Here is a 21,219-nt window from a genome sequence, read left to right as displayed (position 1 = left end):
CTGTTTACCCATAAAAAAAAACCCTGAACTAGTCAGGGTTCTTTAAAACTTTATTTCAAAGTTTGACAACTTGATGTTGATTTTGAAAAGAAAATGGCAGATTCTTGAATGATGTGAAGAATTTTGGACCGTACCTGTTCAAATAATACATGATATTCCAAATTCGCTCTTGCGGCGCAAGCAGCGGCTTAATGCTAGTTTGGATTCTCTCATAATCCTTCAAGACGCAGCCTTCTTTTTCTTCAATTCGTTTCGTCACTGTCCGCTCTAAAAATTGAAGCTGATCCTGAATAAAAGCGGCGTTCTTCAGGAGTAAAGGTTCCATGCTTTGATCAACCTTTAACGCCTCGTGCCTTACCGTTTTGTGAACCGCTTCAATTTGACTTTTCGCCTGATCCATCACCGCGGTAAACTCTTCCGGAATCTGATGCTCAAAGTATATCTCTCTTTGATTCTCCGTACCGCGTTCAATCGCATCTTGTAATGAGATATTCCGTTCAAGCAGTTTTTTCTCAATATGCCGTTCAAGTATCGTAATATTCAGCCTCGGCATAACCGGAGGCATTTTAAAGCCCATCACCGTAAAGGCCTGTTTAAGCTCACCCCAGTAGTTAATTTCTCCAGGCCCTGCAATAAAGGCTAAAGTCGGAATGAGGTATTCCTGCATTAACGGTCTCGTTACAACATTATTGCTGAAGCGCTCAGGATGTTCTTCTATATGTGTATAAAGTTCATCCATCGTCCATGCCATATCAAGCTCATTGATGACAAAACGGCCGTTGTCTTTTTCAATTAAAAAACGCTCTTCTTCATATTCATAAAACAGATTCGCCTGCTCTTTTCCGGACTCGATAATCGGCTTGTAGCCTGCTTCACGCATGAAGTCCTGCTGTTCTGACACCGCGCGGGCGAGTTCATCATTTTCCCGGAGAATCTTTTGGAACATGGCCGTTTCAAGCTTTTTAATCCCCGGATCTCCAGAATTTAATAAAACTAACCCCTCCTCTTGGAACAGATCCGCGATCAGCAGTTCAAAGAAATCAGTGAATGTAACAGATTTCCTTAAACATCGTTTCACATTGTCGAGAAGTGTATTCGTATGGTCTGTTTCCTCAAAAGCGGCAAATACACCATCTATCCATGCGGCGCATTTTTCCTGATCAAGAGTTGTGCTCGCTGCCGAAGATTTCTTCCAATAAGACTGGGGCAGCTTTGTTTTCACGGGACCATTCTCTTCAGATGTATGGACAAAATTAATCTCATCCAAATCGTGGTCTTCTCCGGCCACCCAGAAAATCGGGATGACAGGCACTTGCAGCTGCTTTTCTTGTTCCTTTGCTAACACAATGATTGAAATGATTTTATGTATAGTATAAAGCGGTCCTGTTAAAAGTCCTGCCTGCTGTCCGCCGACAACAGCCGCGCTTGACGGATCCTTCAGCTTCTCAATAGCAGACTGCATGGCACTTGAACCGAATTTATTATGGTAAGAGGATAAGTATGCCGCCAACTCCTCTCTTGCGAAAAACCGGGAGGATAAGTCCTTCAGTCTGTCGCGCCACATGTCCTTATGATGAATGCTGTAATCAAAAAAAGAAGACATTTCTTCTTTGCCATCTATATAGTGCTGTACAAACACATTCTGATTTTTGATGGAAAGTTCAGTTAGCTGCATCTTCTAGAACTTCCTTTCTAAATAAATAGTTAGTTATCCGAAATGAGTATAGCATGTTACAGAAAAAGCTCAAAAGACTTTGTTTGTATTTCGCTCCAAAGCTTTAATGCTCCCGTATAAAAACTCGAGGTGGACAGCATCAAGGCCGCGAATGCTTGCTTCCTTCAATAAATATCCGATAATGGCGTCAGCTTCCGTCTGCCGGCCTTCGATAACGTCAACCAGCATAGAAGAGCGGTTTTCTTTCGTTTGTCCGCAAACGGCCCGAACCCTCTCCCAAGCCTCTTCTTCGTTTTCAAGCCTTAAAATGCGGGACGCCTCCTGAAAAACCAGCTTCATAAAAGCGAGATAAGCCGGCGCTGTCAGCAGTTCTCCATTTTTCACCTGCAATAACGCGGTTAACGGATTGATACAAGCGTTAACAATCAGCTTGCCCGTCAGCAAGCGGTACCAATCCGCCTCATAATGAATCGGAAAATCCGAATGGTTATGCTGAAACAAAATGTTGAGCCGATCTGGTTCAGCGTCATCGAACGCGCTCCATTTTATCGCACCCAAACCCGTATGATCAACAGCTGTATCTGATTTCCTAACAGCTCCGTGCTCAACAATTCCAACATAAATGGAATGGCCAACGCGCCAGTCTTTCAATTCGTGGATATGCCCCATACCGTTTTGCAAAAATAATATATTCGTTTTCCTGATCCGTTCAAGCGACGGAAAAACAGACTGGAGCTGATGCTGCTTTACTGTCACGACAAGCAGATCAAAATCCGAATTGATACTCGTGTCCGCACTGCAATCAGCGCTGAATTCTTCTCCGCCTTTATCAAGCCGGACGCCTTCAGACTTTATGGCCGCAGCCTGCTCTTTCCGCCTCGTCACAACAGTCACCTCGTGATGAAGTGACAAATAATAGGCGCATAAAAGACCGACAGAGCCTCCGCCGATAATCCCAATTTTCATGTTGTCACACCCAATTAACATTTATGTATTATCATAGCAGAAGTAAGAACAAATTACTTCTCAAAGGTTCCGTGTGCTTAAAATTAAAGTTTTAATATTTGGATTTTTTAAATAAAGCGTTTACAATATATGTAGAAACAACAAAGGGGGAGATTGCATGGTAAAGGTAGAACGTCTGCTCGTCAACTATAAAACGCTTGAAGAATTCAAGAAGTTCAAAGAATACGGCATTCAGGAGCTTTCAATGCTTGAAGATCTTCAGGATAATATTATTGAAAATGACAGCACTTCGCCTTTTTACGGGATTTATTTTGGGGATAAACTTGTAGCGCGAATGAGTCTATATCAAGTTAATGGCAAATCGAATCCTTATTTCGACAATCATCAGGATTATTTGGAGCTTTGGAAGCTTGAGGTTCTTCCGGGCTACCAAAACAGAGGATACGGGAAAGCGTTGGTTGAATTTGCCAAATCATTCAAAATGCCGATTCGGACAAATCCGCGAATGAAATCAGCGGAATTTTGGAATAAAATGAACTTTGAAACTGTTAAATATGATATGGCGCGGGACAAAGGGGAAAACCCGCTCATCTGGCACCCTGATATGGATCAAGAAATGACACCGGGAGAATCTGCATAGAAATAAAAACAACCGGCCTATTCACACTCTACGGCCGGTTCATTTCAGGCGTTCATTACGTTTCTTGAGCCTTTTTTTTCATTCTTCCGTCTTCCTTAGAAACAACCATTTTTCTGGCCCGGTCCATAATATCGATCAGTGCCTTGTAATCCTCTTCTGTCATCTCTAGCTGGTTCCTCAATGTTTGATTTTCACTCCGTAAATCCTCAAGCTCCTTTTGCAGCGATTGGATTTGCCTCTTCAATTTTTCCCTTTCGAGCTGAAATTCATGTGCAGACGGCGTTTCTTTGAATTGTTCGAGAAATTGAATGACATCCTGAATGGACAAATCTCGTTTTCCTTCTGTTGACGCTGCCGCGGCGGTTTGCTTTACGGAATTCGGCAAATTGACCGAATGAACGCCGATTTGTTTTCTCAGTTCTTTCCTCTGCTTTTTCGCAAGCTCTATGCCTGATTGGTATTGTTTTCTCACATACGAGTTCCACCTGAACCCACAGGCTGCTGCGGTTCTGGTCAGCGCTCTTCCAACCTCCTCAAAGGCTGATAGCTGTGTTCCTCCCTCTCGAATATGGCGAAGCACCACTTCTGCCAGCAGCAAATCCTCATCCTGAGTCCAAGCATCTTGTCTTGTAATGGTCAAATTTAATCTCCCTCCATGTCAGCTTATTTATCTCATACATATGCCGGTAATAGATTAGATAGACTATTTGCACTTACAAATTTTCCGCAAGCTGACAGGAAGAGAAAAAGAAAAAGCGCAGGGCTTTCACCCTGCGCTTTTCTTATTAGTTACTTTTTACATTTATGTCTTTGCCGTTGTATGATCCGCATGCTTTGCATACACGGTGAGACAATTTCATCTCTCCGCATGACGGACATTCTGTCATACCAGGTACATTAAGTTTGAAATGTGTACGGCGCAATCTTTTCTTCATTTTAGAAGTTCTTCTAAAAGGTACAGCCATTATTCCCACCTCCTTAAAGAGTTAAGATTCATCATCTTGTTTTAAGAGCTTTTCGAGGGCTGCAAGTCTCGGATCGACTTGATTCTTCTTGTCTTCCTCTGAAATGACTTGCCAGTCCTTTCCTTCTTGAGGAGCAGCTCCTTTTTCTTGTTCAGATTCACAAAAGATTTGCATAGGGATTTCTAAAAGAATTTCTTCTTTCACGATCGGAGTTAAGTCGATAGTATCGTCCTCAGCAATGTGAACGTCATCATCTTCTATATCATCCGTCTGATGAAATATAAACAGTTCTTTTGTTGAAATTTCAAATGGATACGCAACATCAACGAGTGTTCTTGAGCATGGCAAAATCATTTCGCCTGAAATCGCAAAATCAAACGAAACCTGTTTCGATTTAATATCCGCTCTGCCCTTCACCCGAACGGGAGAAATGCGGCGGATGTCAGAATTCAGCTTTGTCAGCTCATTTAACTCAACTGTTTCATCAAACTCAAAACTTTGGTTTGGCATTTGATGCAGCTGATAAATCGTCCATTTCATTTGTATCACCTCATGAAAGCAACAAACATGATTATAGCTTTTAAGATTGTTTTTGTCAATATTTTTTCTTTACAGCATAATGCTGCCACTCAAGTATCATTGACAGCGGTATATGCGATGCATACACTTAGAATAAAAATAAGACGTAAGAGTTTCCATTTGCAAATGTACCATACGTTTTTAAACATAGCAAGAAAGGCGGAAAAAATATGAAAGCTGTCGGATTGGTGGTTGAATATAATCCCTTTCATAACGGTCACCTTTATCATGCCCAAACAGCAAAGCGGCAAACCGGATGTGACACGGCTGTTGCTGTAATGAGCGGACATTTTTTACAGCGCGGAGAACCGGCTGTAGTGTCAAAATGGGCCCGAACAAAAATGGCGCTGCAAAGCGGAGTCGATCTTGTCATTGAACTGCCTTATCTTTATGCGGTGCAAAAAGCGGAGATTTTCGCACGCGGCAGTGTTTCCATCCTGAACAAACTTGGATGCGAGGCGCTTTTTTTCGGGAGTGAAAATGGTGATATTAAGCCGTTTATAGAAACAGCAAAGCTTATTGATGAGCATAAGCATACATTTGATCAGTGTATCAAAGAAGAACTTAAAAAGGGGGCCAGCTACCCAGCCGCGGCAGCTATCGCCTTCAGATCCATTTTACATACAGAAAATGCGCTTGATTTATCAAAGCCAAACAACATTCTGGGATATCATTATGTGACTTCCATTCTTTCCGGGGGATATCCAACGAAACCTTATACCACAGCGCGCATTTCCTCGGACTATCATGATGCCGACCTTCCTGAAGGCGAAAACCATATCGCAAGCGCCACAAGTATCAGAAAAGCGATGTTTGAACAGAATCTTGAAGCCTGCCTTCGTTTTCTTCCTGGTACATCCGCAAGTGAATTAGCACATTACCGAAAATCTTTCGGATTGTGGCATACACCTGAAAGCTATTTTTCTTACTTAAAATACAGCCTGTCGACTGTCACAGCACAGGAATTACAGCACGTATACGAGGTGGAGGAAGGCTTAGAACACAGAATTCTTCGTTCGATCAGAAAAGCCAGCTCCTACCAGGAATTTATGGAGCTTCTGAAAACAAAACGTTATACGTGGACAAGGCTCCAGCGGATGAACACGCACATTTTAACCAGAACGAACAAACAGGAGATGCATAAGCTGCTTGCCGACGAAGAGGTGCCTTATATTAGGCTTCTCGGCATGACGAAAAAAGGACAGTCTTATTTATCAGAAAAGAAAAAAGCGATGTCCGTTCCGCTTGTCAGCAAACTGTCCTCTTTCTCCCATCCCGCACTCGATCTGGACATAAAAGCAAGCAGAATCTACAGTCTGCCGATAGAAGAACCGCTGAGAACTGAATTTGCCCTGCAGGAATATGGACGTACTCCCATTCGATATGACGAGGATGAACAACGCTTTTTAAATATATAAAAAGCACCTGAGTTCAGGTGCTTCAAATTGTTGAAGTCCAGGAAGGCCGAGCATCGGAGCAGATTTCACAGGATGTAGGCAGGACGTCTGGCCGTTCCACTCCGTATTGAGCACCGACTCGCAGCCCTGACAACGAATGCGGGGGTTTATCGACACACTGAAAGCACTTGAGTATCAGGTGCTTTTCGCTTTCAGCTTATTCAAATAATCAATCGCGTCTTGCATCGTATCAATAGGCACAATCTTCATATCTGAATCAATATCTTTTGCTGTTTTCACTGCGTTTTTATAATCGGAATTGCTGGCGCCGTTTTGATTTGGGGCGAAGAAAATGTCTTTTCCAGCTTTGTCCGCGGCGACGACTTTCTGATCGATGCCGCCGATCGGACCTACTTTTCCGTCAACATCAATGGTACCGGTTCCCGCAATCTCGTAGCCTTTTGTTTCGTCTGGTTTTGTCAGCTGATTATAGATTTCCAGAGACATCATTAACCCTGCTGACGGGCCGCCGATATTTTCGATTTCAAAATCAATATCGGGCTCCACTTTCACGTTCCTGTCCGTATAGAGCGAAACTCCGATGCCTGCCCGTTCCGGCTCATCGGGAAATTGTTTTAATGTAAGGGTGATCATCTTTTCTTTTTCTTCTCTTTCAATTTTTAACCGGACTTTATCTCCCGCTTTTTTGCTGCTGATATAATCAATCAGCTTTTCAGCAGACTGATAGTTTTTGCCGTCTGCCTTAATAATTTTATCACCGACTTCTATTTTCCCTTTTGCGGGCATGTTTTCTACAACTGAGCTAGCGTATATGCCGTTAAAGGAATAACTGACTTTTTTTCCTGCCTTTTGATAGGCCGCTATGACGGCGTTTTCTTGCGAGCTTTTCATCATTTGGAGCTGCCTTTTCATATACTCCTCATCTGATTCGCCTTCTTCCTTGATGCTTTCATCAGGAACTATTTCATAATAAGAGTGAACCTTCGCCCACACATATGTAAACGGATTAGCCGGTCCCACTTTGACAGTCATTAAGGACAGACTTCCTGTTTCCGGGTAGCCTCCCTCCACTTTTATCAGTGAAGCAAGCTCTGTCGCTTCTCCCGGTTTTGTAATATAGTATGGAAGTTTTATAAATGATAAAACGGCAATCAGAATGAGGATGACAAGCATCCAGCTAAAATGTTTTTTACGAAGCAAATTATGAGCCCTCCCAATTCTCTATTTCTTTTTTTATCTTGCTGATCATTCGGTCTGTCGCTTCCTCGCCTGCCGATATCATTGCTTCAATATTAGCAAACGAGCTGGAGCTGTATGTTTCAAGAGAAGGGCGAATCATGATATCCGCGGCAATCGTTTGATGTCGCACCAATTCATTTTGCAGTATATCCATACTTTGCATAATCACATCAAAAATATGCGCCGCCGTTTCGGTTTTTCGAACCCTGGAGACATCCGAAGCGATGATAATATCAGCCCCCATGTCTTTGACAACAGAAACCGGGATTCGGTCGACGACCGCGCCGTCTACAAGAAGCCGTCCGTCCAGCTTCTGCGGAATAAAGATACCTGGTATGCTGATGCTCGCCCGCACCGCATCTGACACCGAGCCCTTGCGGAACACAATCTTTTCTCCTGTCTGTAAATCACACGCTACAATGCCCAGCGGGATTTGAAGCTCTTCGATCGGTTTTCCGAATGTATAAGCATGCACAAGCTGCCTGACGCGATCACCTTTTAAAAAACCGAGCCTCGGAACCGTATAATCAGCATAAAGCCGCCGTTTAAAGACTTTAGCGACTTTCTCCATCGTTGCCACATCGTGGCCGGCGGCATAGAAACTGCCTACCAAAGCGCCCATGCTGCTCCCCGCAATCATATCCACTTCAATTTGATGCTTATGTAAACTGGAGAGCACACCGAGATGAGCGAGCCCCCTGGCCCCTCCCGATCCTAACGCTAACCCGATTTTAGGTTTAACCAAAGCGTTAACCTCCTGCCTGAATTCCCTGTATACCGAATTCTATGGTCTAAACTGAACCCCTATGCTCGTATATTAGTACAAAGATTCAAAAGGACAGGTACTGCTTGGCCGTTTCGTGTCATACATATTTTATCATGATATACATGTGATTGGGCATTTTTAGCATCGGGGAGGTAAGAATGAACTTGTCGAAGATTCATACACTTTTAATTGCTTCGTTTTTTCTATTTTTAACAGCGACTGTCATCTCACATCCGCAGGCCTCATTCGAAGCCTCTAAAACCGGGCTTTCTATGTGGTGGGAGGTTGTGTTTCCGTCATTGCTGCCATTTTTTATTCTGTCTGAACTCTTAATCGGTTTTGGCATTGTGCGGTTTGTCGGTGTTTTGCTTGAGCCTTTTATGCGGCCGATCTTTCGCGTGCCGGGTGTCGGCGGCTTCGTTCTTGCTATGGGAATGGCATCAGGAAACCCAGCGGGAGCAAAACTCACTGCCCGTCTGCGGCAGGAAAAACAGATTTCAAGAGTAGAAGCAGAACGGCTTGCGTCGTTTACCAATTCTTCAAATCCGCTCTTTATTTTTGGCGCTGTTGCCGTCGGTTTCTTTCAAAACGCGTCATTGGGCATATTATTGGCTACCGCACACTATTTAGGGAATCTGGCTGTCGGTTTAACGATGCGTTCCTATGGACGCAAAGAAGAGCAGCATCTCAGAAATAAGAAAACGATTCCTTTTCCTTCGATCAAAGATGCTTTACACGCTCTGCATACCGCCAGACTTGCGGAAAAACGGCCTCTGGGCAAAATTTTAGGCGACGCCGTGACATCTTCTGTTCAAACGCTTCTCATGGTGGGCGGGTTTATTATTTTGTTTTCTGTCTTTAACAGGCTGTTATCCGTGGTGCAGCTGACTGATATTCTGTCTGTATTCACAAAAGGTGCGCTGACCTTGTTTCAGCTTCCAGCTCAATTGGACATCCCTCTATTATCAGGAATGTTTGAAATCACGCTGGGAAGCAAGCTTGTCAGCGAAACAGACGTTACTCTTCTGCAACAAGCCATTATCGTCAGCTTTATTCTCGGGTTTAGCGGTTTTTCTGTTCAAGCTCAAGTGGCAGGTATTTTATCGGAAACCGATATCAGATTTAAACCATTCTTTATCGCGCGTTTGCTGCAGGGCGTTTATGCCGCCGTCTTCGTCATGCTTTTATGGAAACCTCTATACACGGCATGGAATGATCCATATCAGTATGTTTTCAAATCTCTTCATAGCGGCGAAATGCCAACAGCACTTATAAACAGCTGGAATCAGCTCGTGCAGGTTGGACCTGCTGTCACATTATGCGCACTGTTTACGTACATTATCATTTGTTCTTACAGACTGACAAACGGCACAAAAAAAGGATGAGTCAAACCCCCTCATCCTTGTCTGAATTTTTGCTGAAGCGCCAGCTCTACTTCCGGCGGCACAAACTCTGATACAGTGCCATTGTATCTTGCCACTTCTTTGACAATGCTTGAACTTAAAAACGAATATTGATTGTTTGTCATCATAAAAAACGTTTCAATGGATTCATCAAGTACACGGTTTACAGATGTCCCCTGCATCTCGTATTCAAAATCAGACACCGCTCTTAAGCCTCTTAAAATCGCTTTCGCATTTTTTCTTTTTGCATAATCAATTAATAGCCCTTGCGAAGTTTCAACTGTAATGTTCGGGATATCTTTTGTCACTTCTCTCAAAAGCTCACACCGTTCTTCTACACTGAACAAAGGTTTTTTTGAAGAATTATTCAACACACACACATACACTTGTTCAAAAATATGCGCCCCGCGTCTGATGATGTCCAGATGCCCGTAGGTCACCGGATCAAAACTGCCGGGACAGACAGCTATACTCGCCACAACACTACCCCCTCTTTTTATAAATCGCTACACCTGTAAGTCCATAGGTTTCTTTTCTTGCCATCACAAGATCTCCTACAGCTTCGGGAAGCTCGACTTCTCTGTCATGCTCAGTAACGATAAATCCGTCTTCTTCCAGCATTTGATATTCGTCAATCATCGTTAAAAGCGCTCTCAGCTTTTGTTCCTTATACGGCGGATCAAGAAAAATGCCGCGAAAGGCAGTTTCTCTTTTTGCAGCAGCGTGCAAAGCCCGTTCCGCATCATTGCGGTATACCTGTGCATGTTTTGTAAGCTCCAGCGTTTTTAAATTTGATTTTACCGTTTGAATCGCTTTAAAATCACGGTCAACGAATATACAATGCTCAAACCCGCGTGAAAGCGCTTCGATTCCAAGTCCTCCGCTCCCCGCGAATAAGTCCAGTCCCCTGCCCCCGTCAAAATAAGGGCCGATCATATTGAAAATGGATTCCTTCACTTTGTCGGTTGTCGGTCTTGTTGATGTTCCCGGCACGGCCTTTAGTGAACGGCCTTTTTTTGATCCAGAAATTACTCTCATATTCCACACCACTTTTTCTAAAAGCTATTTTGTTTTTTTGTTCGGCCGGACGCCGCTATGTACATAGAAAAAAATCAATCCTATCTTAACATAAAGCATTCTTGCAAACAATGAACGTAATCTTGTTTAAACAGGTGTATAGCCAGACTGATCCTTGTCCATACTATAAACAACAGCATCTAGAGGATGTTGTTGCCAACCGCGGAGAAGACTTACGTTTCCCCATAAGTTCTTCCTCCGGTTTCTCCTCTCCCTTTGCCTTCTCCTTAACTTGTTAAGGAATAGAAGGACCCCGCAGAAGCCTGCGGGGATTTTTTTATAGAGCTATATGCCGATTTTATAATCGTATTCTTTTGCTTTATCAAGCTTTGACTCGAATTCCAATTTTAAAAACGGTTTATAAGAAGGCTCCACTTTTTTCACAAACGAGTAAGAAGCGATCTTGTCCATTGTTTTTTCAATTTGATTCATATCGCAATACAGCACGACATATTTTAAGCGTTTTGATACATAGTGCACATTTCCGAACTTCCTCAGCATTTTGCTTTGTTTTAGGGAATGCAGATACACAACCATACCCTGGCGCCTATTCTCCAATACAATCACCTGCCTGATTTCTCTTATATGTAAAAGACGAGACGGCCAGTCTCGTCAGGACACTTTGCATCCGCAGCCTCCGCCCGAACCGCAGCCGCCTCCGCACGAAGACAAACCATCAAAATAAGGGTTCCCAGTCGGAACTTTAACATGCTCTGAAACAGCTGTTCCAATCTCGACGCTAACCTCATCAAGAATAGACTGGAGCTCATTTTCAGCTCTCTTGAAGTCAGCCACCTTATCGTTCAGATCCAGCTCCCGCTTGATCTCCCTCATTTTCCGGGATATTTCTCTATAGTCAGGATGATATTTGCCAAAACGCTGTACATCCTCATACTGCTCTTTTATTTGGATAAAAGAACGAATAATCCGCTCTGCCTCTTCATCTTCCTGGAGACGCTTGTAACAATTGCGGTAGTTCTCAGCCGTCTCCGACTGCAGAATCATCTCGGCAAGCTGCTGAGCTTCACTTTGAAGCCGCACGGATTCCATCGTCGCATACATAACACGCACCTCCAGTTGTTAGTTTACCATGAAACCAGCCAATTGGAAAATCCTTAGCCGAAGCCTGAAAACAATCTCCCTGCATTTACAGCATGAAAAAAGACCCTCTTTCGGGCCTTTCAATCTTTTGTCCGCATCGCTTGAAACATTTGCATCATCATTTGCGCCATTTGAATCCCGTTCGTAAACTGGTTCACCCGGTGCGGTATGGTTTTTTCATAAAAGTTCATCATCTCAAGCTGAAAGGAGGACAGATCATCCGGTTTTCTCGAAAGCCTGCGGTACCATATCGGCTGTTCTCTGATGAATCGTTTCCGTTCTTCATTTGCTGAAATAAATTCCTGAACCTCTTTGCGCATATAAGCTCCCCTTTTTTAATCCTTTCGAAAAGAAAAAGGATGCTGTCCAGAGCCTGGCTGAGATTGCTTTTGGCCGCTCCCGGAAAATGTATGAAGAAGACTTTGCAATGATGAAATTGACTGGCTCATTTTATTGATTTGTTCGTTCATTTGATTGACATCCATTTTTTTCACCGCTGTTACCATTTTAGAGACAAAATCATTTTTTTCCGCCGTTTCTGGCACAGCATTCGCACCTTCTTCCGGTTCCCGATACGGATCCCAAATCGGGTCGCTCTCCCCGAAGAGGACCCAATTCTCATAGACGTCCTGCCAGCTTCTTTGTTCTTTACGCACTTCTTTTATCAGCTTGGGATGCTTTTTGACGAATTGTTTAAAGTCATTGATTGAATGATTGGCGTGTTGGTTCGCCACAATCCTCACCCCCTCCGAAAATGATACCTACTACAATGTATCGTTTTGTGAGGCATTGTGTTCGCCTATATTCACACCAATATCTTCATTTATTATCACAGGGAGCGCAAAGCAATTTGAGAGTCAGAATACCGCCGTTCTGCTCCGTTTTTTAAATATCGCACAGATGGCTGCTATCAGGATGGAATGTTTCTAGATTTGCCCCAACACAATAAAGGTGATCGAACGCAGGAAGAGTATCGGCCTCCTCTGTACCATCACATCCAGACCAGCCGATTATGTGGAAATGAAAAAACCGCGGAACCAACCGTTCGCGGCTTTTCATTACCATCGCTTAATAAAATTTTGGGTGTAATATTTCCGGTCTACTCCGACACCTAGATGCGTATAATCTGAATTTAAAAGCGCTTTTCGATGGCCTTCACTATTAAGCCAGCCTTCTACAGCGGCCGGGCCGTCCACATAATTGTATGCGATGTTTTCTCCCGCTTGCTGAAAGTCAACATCCCCTTCTTCTAAGCGGTCTTTCAGCGTCCCGTATTTTTTAGAAACATGGGAGAAATAGTTATTGTCCTTCATATCCTCGCTATGTCCAAAAGCTACTTCCGCCGTCGGCTGGTCCCACTCAAGCTTCGCAAGTCCATACTTGACACGTATGACATTCGTCAAATCAAATATTTGCTTTTCGCTCGTCGTTTGGATCTTTTCCCACTTATCATCTGAAACATCTTTTGATTTCATTAATTCACCGCGGTAAACAACCTCATAAGGTCTTTGCTTTACAAAGGTTTGCGCATCAAACGCCCTGATGCTGGATAGCTTCCCCTCAAATTTGTCCATATACAGCTGGACATACATCTTTCCTACCTTTACAGTCGGTCTGGTATTGATATCCTCTTCAGAAAACTCAAATCGATAAGAATTTCCTTTATACTCTACATTCACAAACGGCGCCACCTGGGTCGTCTTGAATACTTCTCCGGTTGATTCGCCAATTTTGAAAGGCTTTGCGTTAATATCATTCCCAGCTGCAAATAATGTGACCACTTTATTATTTAATACTCCGATTTGGATATATTGGTCCTTTCCTTGATTGTAAACCCACCAATCGTAATCATATGCGGAAGGGTCAATGCGTTCAGGTTTCCCAAGCTTTTTTGTTACATCATCGGCGGACTTGCCCATAAAGGACAATAACCCTGAAGTCGGCATATGTATTCGTTTGCCGCTTTGCGCTTCCTCGTTAGACACTTGAGGCTCGCTGTCATTGGATTTTTTTTCAGGAACAGATCCGTATTGAATAAACAGAACGTAAGTTCCGCAAATAATCAAGAGGATAACCAGTGCTCTCAATATATTTTTCAATCTATCACCCCCGTGCGATCACGTGTCTTGCCTTACATCTCATTACAATACAGCCTATTTAACATGTCAAAGATTTATGTGTTAATGAAAAAAGCCTTCTTCTCTGTCATCACCCTCGGAAATATCCGATAAGGCGCTGCCGGCACGTTCATTCGTTTGCTCAGATAAAGAAAGATCACCAAGCGTGACGATTCCAGTCAGCTTTTTGTTTTTTGTAACGGGTATCCTTCTGAGCTGATGTGATGCCATCAAATGAAGAACCTCATCGACTGAAGCATCTTCCTCCACACTGACAGGTTTTTCGGTCATCGCGTCAGTGATTTTTTGCGAATTCGGTTTTTTTATAGCGATTCCTCTTAACACGAGATCCCGGTCGGTCACGATGCCAACGAGGGTTTCTCCATCCTCATCTACTACCGGAACCGCACCTATATTCGCGTCCTTCATCTTTACTGCAGCTTCATATACATTATCTAATACCGTGCAATATTGCAAGTCGGCTGTCATCAGATCTTTTATTTTTGTCATCCGTATAGCCCTCCTTTAGTCTAGTGCTATTTTCGTCAAAATTTATTTTTTGCATACTTTCAAAAGAAGAAGATTCATTGAAAGTTTAACGCTTTCATACTATGATTGTCAGGAAAGGTAATTTTTATAAGGAGGGGTCAGTGTTGAAGTTTACTGAAAGCGGGCTTGAAGGAGTAAAGGCTGAGCTCAGCTGGCTAGACGACTTGATGGAAAGCAAAGGTCTCATCAGAGCGGGTCAATGGGATTACGAAAGAGTCACCTATGACAGAAAGTTTTCGACGATTGAGGGTACGTTTTACCTGCGGATACCAGGCATTGCGGCTGAGGGCGATGTTGGAAGCGGCCGCGCCGTGATTCAATTAATGCCCCCTCTCTTAGGTAAGCATTACTACCCGCACGGAGTAGAATATGGAGAAACGGAAGAGTTTCCCGTACAGGTTGTAACAAAAAGCAAGGCACTGATTCAGGACATATCCGACATGTTAAAAACAGTTCAAATGTAATGAAAAGGAACAGCATCTTCTGCTGTTCCTTTCAGATTGGTTGACAAAATGCAAAACGGTTTTGATTTTAGCATTTTGTCATCTTTTCAGCGTGATTGAAAACCCTTGAAGTCTAGAAAAGGAGAGCATTGGAGCGGAGCGAATGTTTTCATTCGTGAGTTCCAACGCGCAGACTTGACAACGAATGCGTGGGTTTGTCGACACGCTGAAAAGGTACAGCATCTTCAGCTGTACCTTTTATGATATCGTCTGTTGAATATACGGCGGTTCCTCCTGCCCGTCCTTTTCTCTTTCTTTCTTCACCCATTGAAAAAAAACAAGCGCCAAAAAAGTGCCGTACACAATTTCCTGGATGATTTTCATCATGACTGCTCCGAGTTGCTGATCCTCCAACAAAGGGAGTGTATTGAACATCTCCGGTCCTGTTAATGGGACCTGTCCCATCATATCCGCAGGCACACAAAGCTTCATTGCCTCAGCCCACGCAGACGGGTCTGTATAGGTCCCGTATAACGGCGCGCCGCTGAACATGATCAGCGCGCAAGCAGGCGTGAGCAGCATACCGTCCGCCATAATATATCCCAGCTTCATCAAGCCGCTGAGCTGCGGGAGACGCTCTACCTTATGAACAAGCGGCCACCACATCAAAAACGCCAGTACAAAGATGAGCCAAGTCATTAATGTATGATAAAACGGATCCGTTTTGACAGTATCAAATATAAGCGGAACATGATATAACGAAAAAATGCCGTTAAACAAAAGCAAAGCAATTAAAGGTGTCGAAAAGAATGAAAAAACCGGTTTAATGGCGGGCTTGAAAATGATTTTTTCCCAAAGCCATGCAGGAATTCCCGCAATTAATAATGGCGGGACGACCAAATACAGGACAGCCATTTGCACCATATGAGCGCTGAACATAATATGGCCGAGCAGATCTACCGGACTCCCCTCTGCTGCATATAAAAACAGCATCGCCGATAGAAAGCACACCATCTCTTTACCTGTTATCCGTTCTGGCTTTGAAAACATTCGCCAGTAAAAATAGAGATAAAGCACCGTAATACCCAACAGGATACAAAAAAGATAAGGGCTCCACATCGCGCGAAACCCAAACACGTCTAACTGACTCATTACTTCACCTCCGGCGGCTGTTCACATTACCACCATATAATTGTGACAAACGCAAGCACAGTGATGAACGCGACAAACATGCCTGAATACAAAAACAGTGCCGGCGCCTCATGCCCTTTTTGATTCATATGCATGAAATAATACAGTTGGAAGATGACTTGAATCGCAGCAAGCAGAATAATGAAAGGAATCGTAAACCAGCTGGCGACACCGTCCGTTGCCACAGTCAGAAAGGCAACAATCGTTAGTCCAATCATTAAGCCAAAAGACAGAACCTGATATTTCATCTCCTGAGCATGCTTCTTTTTCTTAAATTCAAGATCGCTGTTGATATGCCCCCTGCTTTTTTTACCGACCATGTTTATCCCACCATCCCCATTAAATATACAACGGTAAAGATAAAGACCCACACGACATCAATAAAGTGCCAATACAGACTGGCAACATAAAACTTAGGCGCCGTATACAGGTTCAGTCCCCTTTTGGCATTGCGTATCATCAGCGTGCTGATCCACATAAGCCCAAATGCCACGTGAGCGCCGTGTGTACCGACGAGCGTGTAAAACGCGGAACCGAGTGCAGAGCTTGTGATGGTAAAGCCAAACTCATGGGTGTAATGCTTAAACTCATAGATTTCCAGCCCTAAAAATCCCGCCCCCAATAAGATCGTAATTCCCAGCCAAAGCTGCATTTTGCCGAAGGAAAAGTTCTTCATGTGGTACATCGCGTACACACTCGTTAAACTGCTTGTTAATAAAAGCATTGTGGCGATAAACACAAGCGTCACATCAAACATTTCCGTCGTAGGCGGGTCACCGGCGTTTGAATTCCGGAGTGCGAGAAACGTTGCGAAGAGAGACGCGAACAGAACTGTCTCTCCTCCAAGGAAAAGCCAAAAGCCTAAAAATTTATTTTTCCCTTCCAGTGTTACTTTTTCGGGAGAAGCTGGAAAGGTTTCTGCGGTGAATTTTTCTTCAATTTGCATTATGCCTTCACCCCTTTATCATCGTTCGGCAGTTCTTCTTTATGAATATGATAGCCGTGATCATCAATGACTGAGCGAAGCAGCATCGTAATAAATGTGATACCGAGTCCGATAAAGATCACCGGCAGCCCCCAAGCGTGATCGGTTCTGTACATCAGCCCGAACGCTGCGACAAAGAGGCCGAAAGAAATAATGAGCGGCAGGATTGAGCCGTTCGGCATATGAATATCATCAACCGGTTCAGCCGGCGTCATTGAGCTGTGTCCTGCCTGCTTCTCAATCCAAAGCGGATCAAGCCCTCTGACAAAAGGAAGCTGTTTAAAATTATACTCAGGCGGCGGTGAAGAAACAGTCCATTCAAGCGTACGTCCGTCCTGCCATGGATCGGCTCCGACATATTCTCCTTTTACCGATGTCCAGATGACATTGACCAGCAGAAGAATAACTGCTGCCGCCATAAAAAACGCCCCGATTGTACTGATCAAGTTGCCGGTTTCAAGACCCTGGCCTGGTAAGAACGTATAAACCCGGCGCGGCATACCCATTAAACCGACAAAATGCTGAATGAAAAACGTAAGGTGAAAGCCGATAAAAAACAATACAAATGAAATTTTCCCCATCGTCTCATGCAGAATTTTACCGAACATTTTCGGCCACCAGAAATGCACACCCGCTAAAAGGCCGAATACCACACCGCCAATAATGACGTAGTGGAAATGCGCCACCACAAAATACGTATCATGGAACTGATAATCAGCAGCAGCCGCTGCCAGCATGACTCCAGTTACACCGCCGAGCACAAAGGACGGTATAAATGAGACGGCATACAGCATAGCGGTCGTATACTTTACATTTCCTCCCCAAATCGTCAAAAGCCAGTTGAAAATTTTAATCCCGGTCGGAATCGCGATAGCCATTGTGGCAACCGCAAAAATCGCATTTGCAATCGGTCCGAGACCTGTCGTAAACATGTGATGTACCCAAACCATAAAACCTAGAAAGCCAATGAGCACGATGGCAAAAACCATTGATGAATACCCAAACAAACGCTTTCTGGCGAACACAGGAATGACCTCTGAAAAAATACCGAATGCAGGCAAAATCAAGATATAAACCTCCGGGTGGCCAAAGATCCAAAACAAATGCTCCCAAATGACCGTATTCCCGCCAAGCTCTGGATTAAAGAAATTGGTGCCGAACAGCCGATCCAGCATCATCAGAGCCAATCCGGCTGTAAGCGGCGGAAATGCAAACAAAATCAATGCCGAAGCCACAAATGTCGTCCATGTAAACAAAGGCAGCCTCATGTACGTCATGCCGGGCGCCCTCATGTTAATAATCGTGGCCAAAAAGTTAATCCCGGCTATCAGCGTCCCGAGCCCCGATATTTGCAGTCCGAGGACGAAAAAGTCTATGCCGTGCCCTTCAGAATGAAGCGAAAGTGAGGCATATGACGTCCAGCCCGCATCTGGCGCTCCGCCCAAAAACCAGCTTAGATTTAAGAAGATGCCCCCGAAAAAGAAGAGCCAAAAACCGAGTGAGTTTAAAAATGGAAACGAAACGTCACGAGCCCCAATCTGCAAAGGCACGACCGCATTCATCAAGGCAAATAAAAGCGGCATCGCAGCCAGAAAGATCATCGTCGTCCCGTGCATTGTCATGACTTCATTGTACGCTTGAGCACTGAGAAAAGCATTTTCCGGCTTTGCAAGCTGAATTCTGATAAACATCGCTTCAATTCCGCCGACAAGAAAGAAGAATCCCCCGGCGATTAAGTAAAGAACCGCGATTTTTTTATGGTCCACCGTCGTCAAATAATCCCAAAGTATAGATCCGCGCGCCCGCTTTTCTGTAAGCGTGTTCAACATATGCGACCTCCCCTAATATCTCCCTTTCTTTCCTACTTGCTTTCCGTTTTTAAGCCTTTTAAGTATTCATAAAGCGCATCTGTTTCACTGTCTGAGAGCTTCGGATATGTTCCAGTCATTTTGTTCCCCGGTTTTATGCTCTCAGGATCCTTCAGCCAATCCTTCACATTTTCTTCGTTAGCGTCTTTCACCCCTGCCACTTTTGCCCTTTCACCGAAGGTCGCTAAGTTGGGGGCCGTTCTTGCTGCTTCTGCCCGCTTATCATTCGGCTCGACCGCATGGCAGCTCAGGCAGTTCTTCTCTTTAAAGAGTTCTTCGCCCTGCTTAGCCAAATCACTCTCTGCTGTAGACTTATAGTTTTTCATTTCTTTTGTCCAGCCCTGAAATTCTTTTGCAGACATCGTCTTTACCTTAAAATCCATCAGCGCGTGTGAAGGGCCGCAAAGCTCTGCACACTTTCCAAAAAACATATCTCCTGCCTCTTTGCTTCGTTTTGAATCAAATGTCAGGAAAAACTTATTTTCATTATCCGTATTCGTATCAAGTTTTCCTCCAACTGAAGGAATCCAGAAGGAATGTTTTACATCTGAGGCTTTTAAATTAAAATACACACGCTGGTCTGTCGGCACAATCAGCTCCTGACTTGTGATAATCCCGTAATCAGGGTATTCAAACTCCCACCAATATAAATTTGCCCGGACATTGACTACAAGAGCATCCTCAGCTTTGCGGCTTTTCTTATCCATTGGTGATGTATCTGCTAGCTCTAGCGTATATAGTACGACAGGGATCACAAGAATAATGAGCAGCAAAATCGGGATCACGGTCCATGTGATTTCTAAAAATTTGTTCCCCTCTACCTGTTTCGGTATCGTATTCTCACCGACCCGTGATCTTCTGAATCTCACAATCACATAAAAGAAGATAACAGATACTACTGCAACAACAACCACCATAATCAATGTACTGAGCACTGTCAGGTCATACTGTTTATCAGCCACCTCGCCAGCAGGCTTGAGCGTGGATAAAAAAGGTTTTCCACATCCGCTTAATAGAAGCGGCACTAAGGCTAATAATGAAATAAGACGCCAATGCTTTACCATTTCACCCAACCCCTTTTCTGGTCAATACAAAGGCGGAGAGCAGATCGAAATTCGTCGCAATCCAGCCTATCACCAATAAAGCACTTACATTTCCACTTCTCTTAAAATATGAGTTTTTTGACTCAAAATGCCATCTATGTATAAAAGTAAAGCCGCCTGATTAAACAAAAGGTCAAGGCGGCATTTACTAGTTGTCATCGATTATTTTGAAGCGATAAAACAAGCAATGTATCTATTTTTTAAAAAAGAGTCAAGACAACCATGGCAACGAAATAGATTGTCATGTAATTGAGCGAGTAAATGAACATCTGCGTTGCCCACTTCATGATATTTTTGGTGCGGAGGCCCATCAAGCCGAGAATCAGCCAGCCGATATTTAACAGCAAGCCGAGAATGACAATCGGCAGGCCCAAGCTTCCAAGGAAAAACGGAAGTGGCATCAGGCACGCAACCCACACAATAATTTGTCTTTTTGTCACTTCAAATCCGTATACGACAGGAAGCATCGGAATATTTGCAGCTCTGTAATCCTCAGTTTTCTTAATAGCCAATGCTAAAAAATGAGGGATCTGCCAAATAAATAAAATCATGAATAATACCCATGCCACGACACCGATATGCCCTTCCACTGCCGTCCATCCAATAAGTGGCGGAACAGCGCCGGAAACACTTCCTACTACTGTGTTAATCGTATAGCGGCGTTTCGTCCACATTGTGTACAATACAACATACGTAAAGACTCCGATAAAACCGATAACAGCAGCCATGACAGTTGTCATCAGCAGCATGATCAATCCTAAAGCAACCAGCAAAATTCCGGACCATAACGCCTGATTCGGTTGAATTTTACCCGTAACCGTCGGTCTTACTTTCGTGCGCTCCATCAGATGATCGATATCCCGGTCATACCAGTTATTGATCGCGCAAGAGCCCGCAATAATCAGAGATGACCCGATTAATGTAAGAAGAACGGTGTTTATATTGCCTAAAAAACTCAAACCGGAAATATGCAGTGCAAGCCACATTCCAGTAAAAGTCGTGATGAGATTGGAATTGACGATCCCTATTTTAATAAGGGACAGAAAATCTTTCCATGCCGTTGTTTCTTCAATTTGTCCGTCTATAGCTGTATCATTTATGATTCTGGAGTTAGCCATAACGTAAACCTCCCTT

The 21,219-nt window shown here is 43.8% G+C and carries 26 protein-coding genes; 5 read left to right on the top strand and 21 right to left on the bottom strand.

The features are described 5' to 3' along the window. Positions 1–55: 55 nt before the first annotated feature. Entirely contained in the window at positions 56–1,675 is a 1,620-nt protein-coding gene (gene bshC, locus ABZM97_RS08355) for a bacillithiol biosynthesis cysteine-adding enzyme BshC (protein WP_367387382.1), read from the bottom strand. A 69-nt stretch (positions 1,676–1,744) separates the two neighbouring features. After that, positions 1,745–2,641, bottom strand: a complete 897-nt coding sequence (locus ABZM97_RS08350; RefSeq protein ID WP_087992151.1) for a 2-dehydropantoate 2-reductase — start codon at positions 2,639–2,641, stop codon at positions 1,745–1,747. Positions 2,642–2,798: 157 nt separating this feature from the next. Between ABZM97_RS08350 and ABZM97_RS08345 the strand changes: the two genes are divergently transcribed. After that, positions 2,799–3,281: an N-acetyltransferase gene (locus ABZM97_RS08345; protein WP_087992152.1), complete on the top strand. Its 483-nt coding sequence runs from the start codon at positions 2,799–2,801 to the stop codon at positions 3,279–3,281. A gap of 55 nt (positions 3,282–3,336) precedes the next feature. On the opposite strand, the gene gerR is transcribed toward ABZM97_RS08345, so the two are convergent. The 3 genes from gerR to ABZM97_RS08330 form a co-directional block, all read right to left on the bottom strand. Next, positions 3,337–3,921 (bottom strand): sporulation specific transcriptional regulator GerR, encoded by a 585-nt coding sequence (gene gerR, locus ABZM97_RS08340; RefSeq protein WP_087992153.1) that lies wholly within the window; start codon positions 3,919–3,921, stop codon positions 3,337–3,339. 145 nt (positions 3,922–4,066) lie between these two features. Next, on the bottom strand, positions 4,067–4,246 hold the full coding sequence (rpmF, locus tag ABZM97_RS08335; RefSeq protein WP_003154457.1) for a 50S ribosomal protein L32: 180 nt from the start codon (positions 4,244–4,246) through the stop codon (positions 4,067–4,069). 21 nt (positions 4,247–4,267) lie between these two features. Beyond that, a complete protein-coding gene (locus tag ABZM97_RS08330) occupies positions 4,268–4,786 on the bottom strand; it encodes a DUF177 domain-containing protein (protein ID WP_087992154.1) in 519 nt (172 codons plus the stop codon). A gap of 27 nt (positions 4,787–4,813) precedes the next feature. Between ABZM97_RS08330 and ABZM97_RS08325 the strand changes: the two genes are divergently transcribed. Continuing rightward, a complete protein-coding gene (locus ABZM97_RS08325; RefSeq protein WP_087992155.1) occupies positions 4,814–4,999 on the top strand; it encodes a hypothetical protein in 186 nt (61 codons plus the stop codon). After that, positions 4,996–6,243: a nucleotidyltransferase gene (locus tag ABZM97_RS08320; protein ID WP_087992156.1), complete on the top strand. Its 1,248-nt coding sequence runs from the start codon at positions 4,996–4,998 to the stop codon at positions 6,241–6,243. The genes ABZM97_RS08325 and ABZM97_RS08320 overlap by 4 nt, the downstream gene beginning before the upstream one ends. Before the next feature lie 174 nt (positions 6,244–6,417). On the opposite strand, the gene ddcP is transcribed toward ABZM97_RS08320, so the two are convergent. Together ddcP and ABZM97_RS08310 are read right to left on the bottom strand one after the other, a co-directional pair. Then, positions 6,418–7,443 (bottom strand): protease DdcP, encoded by a 1,026-nt coding sequence (ddcP, locus tag ABZM97_RS08315; protein WP_087992157.1) that lies wholly within the window; start codon positions 7,441–7,443, stop codon positions 6,418–6,420. 1 nt (position 7,444) lies between these two features. Further along, positions 7,445–8,227, bottom strand: coding sequence for a patatin family protein (locus ABZM97_RS08310; protein WP_087992158.1), 783 nt, complete (start codon positions 8,225–8,227; stop codon positions 7,445–7,447). 179 nt (positions 8,228–8,406) lie between these two features. On the opposite strand from ABZM97_RS08310, the gene spoVV reads away from it, so the two are divergent. Further along, positions 8,407–9,633 (top strand): dipicolinic acid transporter SpoVV, encoded by a 1,227-nt coding sequence (spoVV, locus tag ABZM97_RS08305; protein ID WP_087992159.1) that lies wholly within the window; start codon positions 8,407–8,409, stop codon positions 9,631–9,633. Positions 9,634–9,644: 11 nt separating this feature from the next. Here spoVV and coaD read toward each other — a convergent pair whose 3' ends face one another. From coaD to ABZM97_RS08265, 8 genes are all read right to left on the bottom strand, one after another. Continuing rightward, complete coding sequence (coaD, locus tag ABZM97_RS08300) at positions 9,645–10,130, bottom strand: pantetheine-phosphate adenylyltransferase (protein ID WP_087992160.1); 486 nt, start codon at positions 10,128–10,130, stop codon at positions 9,645–9,647. A gap of 4 nt (positions 10,131–10,134) precedes the next feature. Continuing rightward, positions 10,135–10,689, bottom strand: coding sequence for a 16S rRNA (guanine(966)-N(2))-methyltransferase RsmD (gene rsmD / locus ABZM97_RS08295; protein ID WP_087992161.1), 555 nt, complete (start codon positions 10,687–10,689; stop codon positions 10,135–10,137). 324 nt (positions 10,690–11,013) lie between these two features. Continuing rightward, positions 11,014–11,286 carry a YlbG family protein gene (locus tag ABZM97_RS08290; protein ID WP_015715839.1) on the bottom strand — a complete coding sequence of 91 codons (273 nt, stop codon included), beginning with the start codon at positions 11,284–11,286 and terminating at the stop codon, positions 11,014–11,016. A gap of 54 nt (positions 11,287–11,340) precedes the next feature. Continuing rightward, positions 11,341–11,790, bottom strand: a complete 450-nt coding sequence (gene ricF, locus ABZM97_RS08285) for a regulatory iron-sulfur-containing complex subunit RicF (protein ID WP_087992162.1) — start codon at positions 11,788–11,790, stop codon at positions 11,341–11,343. A 119-nt stretch (positions 11,791–11,909) separates the two neighbouring features. Further along, the gene (locus ABZM97_RS08280) at positions 11,910–12,149 is read right to left on the bottom strand and encodes a YlbE-like family protein (protein WP_003221368.1); all 240 of its coding nucleotides are present in this window, start codon (positions 12,147–12,149) and stop codon (positions 11,910–11,912) included. Between the two features lie 15 nt (positions 12,150–12,164). Further along, a complete protein-coding gene (locus tag ABZM97_RS08275) occupies positions 12,165–12,563 on the bottom strand; it encodes a YlbD family protein (protein ID WP_087992163.1) in 399 nt (132 codons plus the stop codon). 324 nt (positions 12,564–12,887) lie between these two features. Further along, positions 12,888–13,928, bottom strand: coding sequence for a CAP domain-containing protein (locus ABZM97_RS08270; protein WP_202327705.1), 1,041 nt, complete (start codon positions 13,926–13,928; stop codon positions 12,888–12,890). An 81-nt stretch (positions 13,929–14,009) separates the two neighbouring features. Further along, on the bottom strand, positions 14,010–14,456 hold the full coding sequence (locus tag ABZM97_RS08265; RefSeq protein ID WP_087992165.1) for a CBS domain-containing protein: 447 nt from the start codon (positions 14,454–14,456) through the stop codon (positions 14,010–14,012). 140 nt (positions 14,457–14,596) lie between these two features. On the opposite strand from ABZM97_RS08265, the gene ABZM97_RS08260 reads away from it, so the two are divergent. Continuing rightward, positions 14,597–14,959 carry a YugN family protein gene (locus ABZM97_RS08260; protein WP_087992166.1) on the top strand — a complete coding sequence of 121 codons (363 nt, stop codon included), beginning with the start codon at positions 14,597–14,599 and terminating at the stop codon, positions 14,957–14,959. A gap of 237 nt (positions 14,960–15,196) precedes the next feature. On the opposite strand, the gene ctaG is transcribed toward ABZM97_RS08260, so the two are convergent. The 6 genes from ctaG to cyoE all read right to left on the bottom strand — a co-directional run bounded on the left by ctaG (position 15,197) and on the right by cyoE (position 21,203). Continuing rightward, positions 15,197–16,090, bottom strand: a complete 894-nt coding sequence (ctaG, locus tag ABZM97_RS08255; protein ID WP_253269070.1) for a cytochrome c oxidase assembly factor CtaG — start codon at positions 16,088–16,090, stop codon at positions 15,197–15,199. Between the two features lie 26 nt (positions 16,091–16,116). Continuing rightward, the gene (gene ctaF, locus ABZM97_RS08250; protein WP_087992168.1) at positions 16,117–16,449 is read right to left on the bottom strand and encodes a cytochrome c oxidase subunit IVB; all 333 of its coding nucleotides are present in this window, start codon (positions 16,447–16,449) and stop codon (positions 16,117–16,119) included. Positions 16,450–16,451: 2 nt separating this feature from the next. Beyond that, positions 16,452–17,075, bottom strand: coding sequence for a cytochrome c oxidase subunit III (gene ctaE, locus ABZM97_RS08245; protein ID WP_003221354.1), 624 nt, complete (start codon positions 17,073–17,075; stop codon positions 16,452–16,454). Next, positions 17,075–18,943 carry a cytochrome c oxidase subunit I gene (gene ctaD / locus ABZM97_RS08240; protein ID WP_087992169.1) on the bottom strand — a complete coding sequence of 623 codons (1,869 nt, stop codon included), beginning with the start codon at positions 18,941–18,943 and terminating at the stop codon, positions 17,075–17,077. Before ctaD ends, ctaE begins: the two co-directional genes overlap by 1 nt. A gap of 32 nt (positions 18,944–18,975) precedes the next feature. Further along, positions 18,976–20,046 (bottom strand): cytochrome c oxidase subunit II, encoded by a 1,071-nt coding sequence (coxB, locus tag ABZM97_RS08235; RefSeq protein WP_087992170.1) that lies wholly within the window; start codon positions 20,044–20,046, stop codon positions 18,976–18,978. Between the two features lie 239 nt (positions 20,047–20,285). After that, positions 20,286–21,203, bottom strand: coding sequence for a heme o synthase (gene cyoE, locus ABZM97_RS08230; protein ID WP_039073848.1), 918 nt, complete (start codon positions 21,201–21,203; stop codon positions 20,286–20,288). Between the last annotated feature and the right edge of the window lie 16 nt (positions 21,204–21,219).

Source organism: Bacillus vallismortis (assembly GCF_040784915.1).
Classification (GTDB): domain Bacteria; phylum Bacillota; class Bacilli; order Bacillales; family Bacillaceae; genus Bacillus; species Bacillus subtilis_G.
This window is presented reverse-complemented; position numbering and strand designations above follow the sequence as displayed.

What these genes read in the sequence shown, in the direction of transcription:
- ABZM97_RS08280 (WP_003221368.1), bottom strand. Translation starts at nt 12,149, where the DNA reads ATGCGCAAAGAGGTTCAGGAATTTATTTCAGCAAATGAAGAACGGAAA.
- coxB (WP_087992170.1), bottom strand. Translation starts at nt 20,046, where the DNA reads ATGGTAAAGCATTGGCGTCTTATTTCATTATTAGCCTTAGTGCCGCTT.
- ricF (WP_087992162.1), bottom strand. Translation starts at nt 11,790, where the DNA reads ATGTATGCGACGATGGAATCCGTGCGGCTTCAAAGTGAAGCTCAGCAG.
- cyoE (WP_039073848.1), bottom strand. Translation starts at nt 21,203, where the DNA reads ATGGCTAACTCCAGAATCATAAATGATACAGCTATAGACGGACAAATT.
- spoVV (WP_087992159.1), top strand. Translation starts at nt 8,407, where the DNA reads ATGAACTTGTCGAAGATTCATACACTTTTAATTGCTTCGTTTTTTCTA.
- rpmF (WP_003154457.1), bottom strand. Translation starts at nt 4,246, where the DNA reads ATGGCTGTACCTTTTAGAAGAACTTCTAAAATGAAGAAAAGATTGCGC.
- bshC (WP_367387382.1), bottom strand. Translation starts at nt 1,675, where the DNA reads ATGCAGCTAACTGAACTTTCCATCAAAAATCAGAATGTGTTTGTACAG.
- ctaE (WP_003221354.1), bottom strand. Translation starts at nt 17,075, where the DNA reads ATGCAAATTGAAGAAAAATTCACCGCAGAAACCTTTCCAGCTTCTCCC.
- ABZM97_RS08330 (WP_087992154.1), bottom strand. Translation starts at nt 4,786, where the DNA reads ATGAAATGGACGATTTATCAGCTGCATCAAATGCCAAACCAAAGTTTT.
- ctaF (WP_087992168.1), bottom strand. Translation starts at nt 16,449, where the DNA reads ATGGTCGGTAAAAAAAGCAGGGGGCATATCAACAGCGATCTTGAATTT.
- ABZM97_RS08265 (WP_087992165.1), bottom strand. Translation starts at nt 14,456, where the DNA reads ATGACAAAAATAAAAGATCTGATGACAGCCGACTTGCAATATTGCACG.
- rsmD (WP_087992161.1), bottom strand. Translation starts at nt 10,689, where the DNA reads ATGAGAGTAATTTCTGGATCAAAAAAAGGCCGTTCACTAAAGGCCGTG.
- ABZM97_RS08350 (WP_087992151.1), bottom strand. Translation starts at nt 2,641, where the DNA reads ATGAAAATTGGGATTATCGGCGGAGGCTCTGTCGGTCTTTTATGCGCC.
- ABZM97_RS08345 (WP_087992152.1), top strand. Translation starts at nt 2,799, where the DNA reads ATGGTAAAGGTAGAACGTCTGCTCGTCAACTATAAAACGCTTGAAGAA.
- ABZM97_RS08325 (WP_087992155.1), top strand. Translation starts at nt 4,814, where the DNA reads ATGATTATAGCTTTTAAGATTGTTTTTGTCAATATTTTTTCTTTACAG.
- ABZM97_RS08320 (WP_087992156.1), top strand. Translation starts at nt 4,996, where the DNA reads ATGAAAGCTGTCGGATTGGTGGTTGAATATAATCCCTTTCATAACGGT.
- ctaD (WP_087992169.1), bottom strand. Translation starts at nt 18,943, where the DNA reads ATGTTGAACACGCTTACAGAAAAGCGGGCGCGCGGATCTATACTTTGG.
- ctaG (WP_253269070.1), bottom strand. Translation starts at nt 16,090, where the DNA reads ATGAGTCAGTTAGACGTGTTTGGGTTTCGCGCGATGTGGAGCCCTTAT.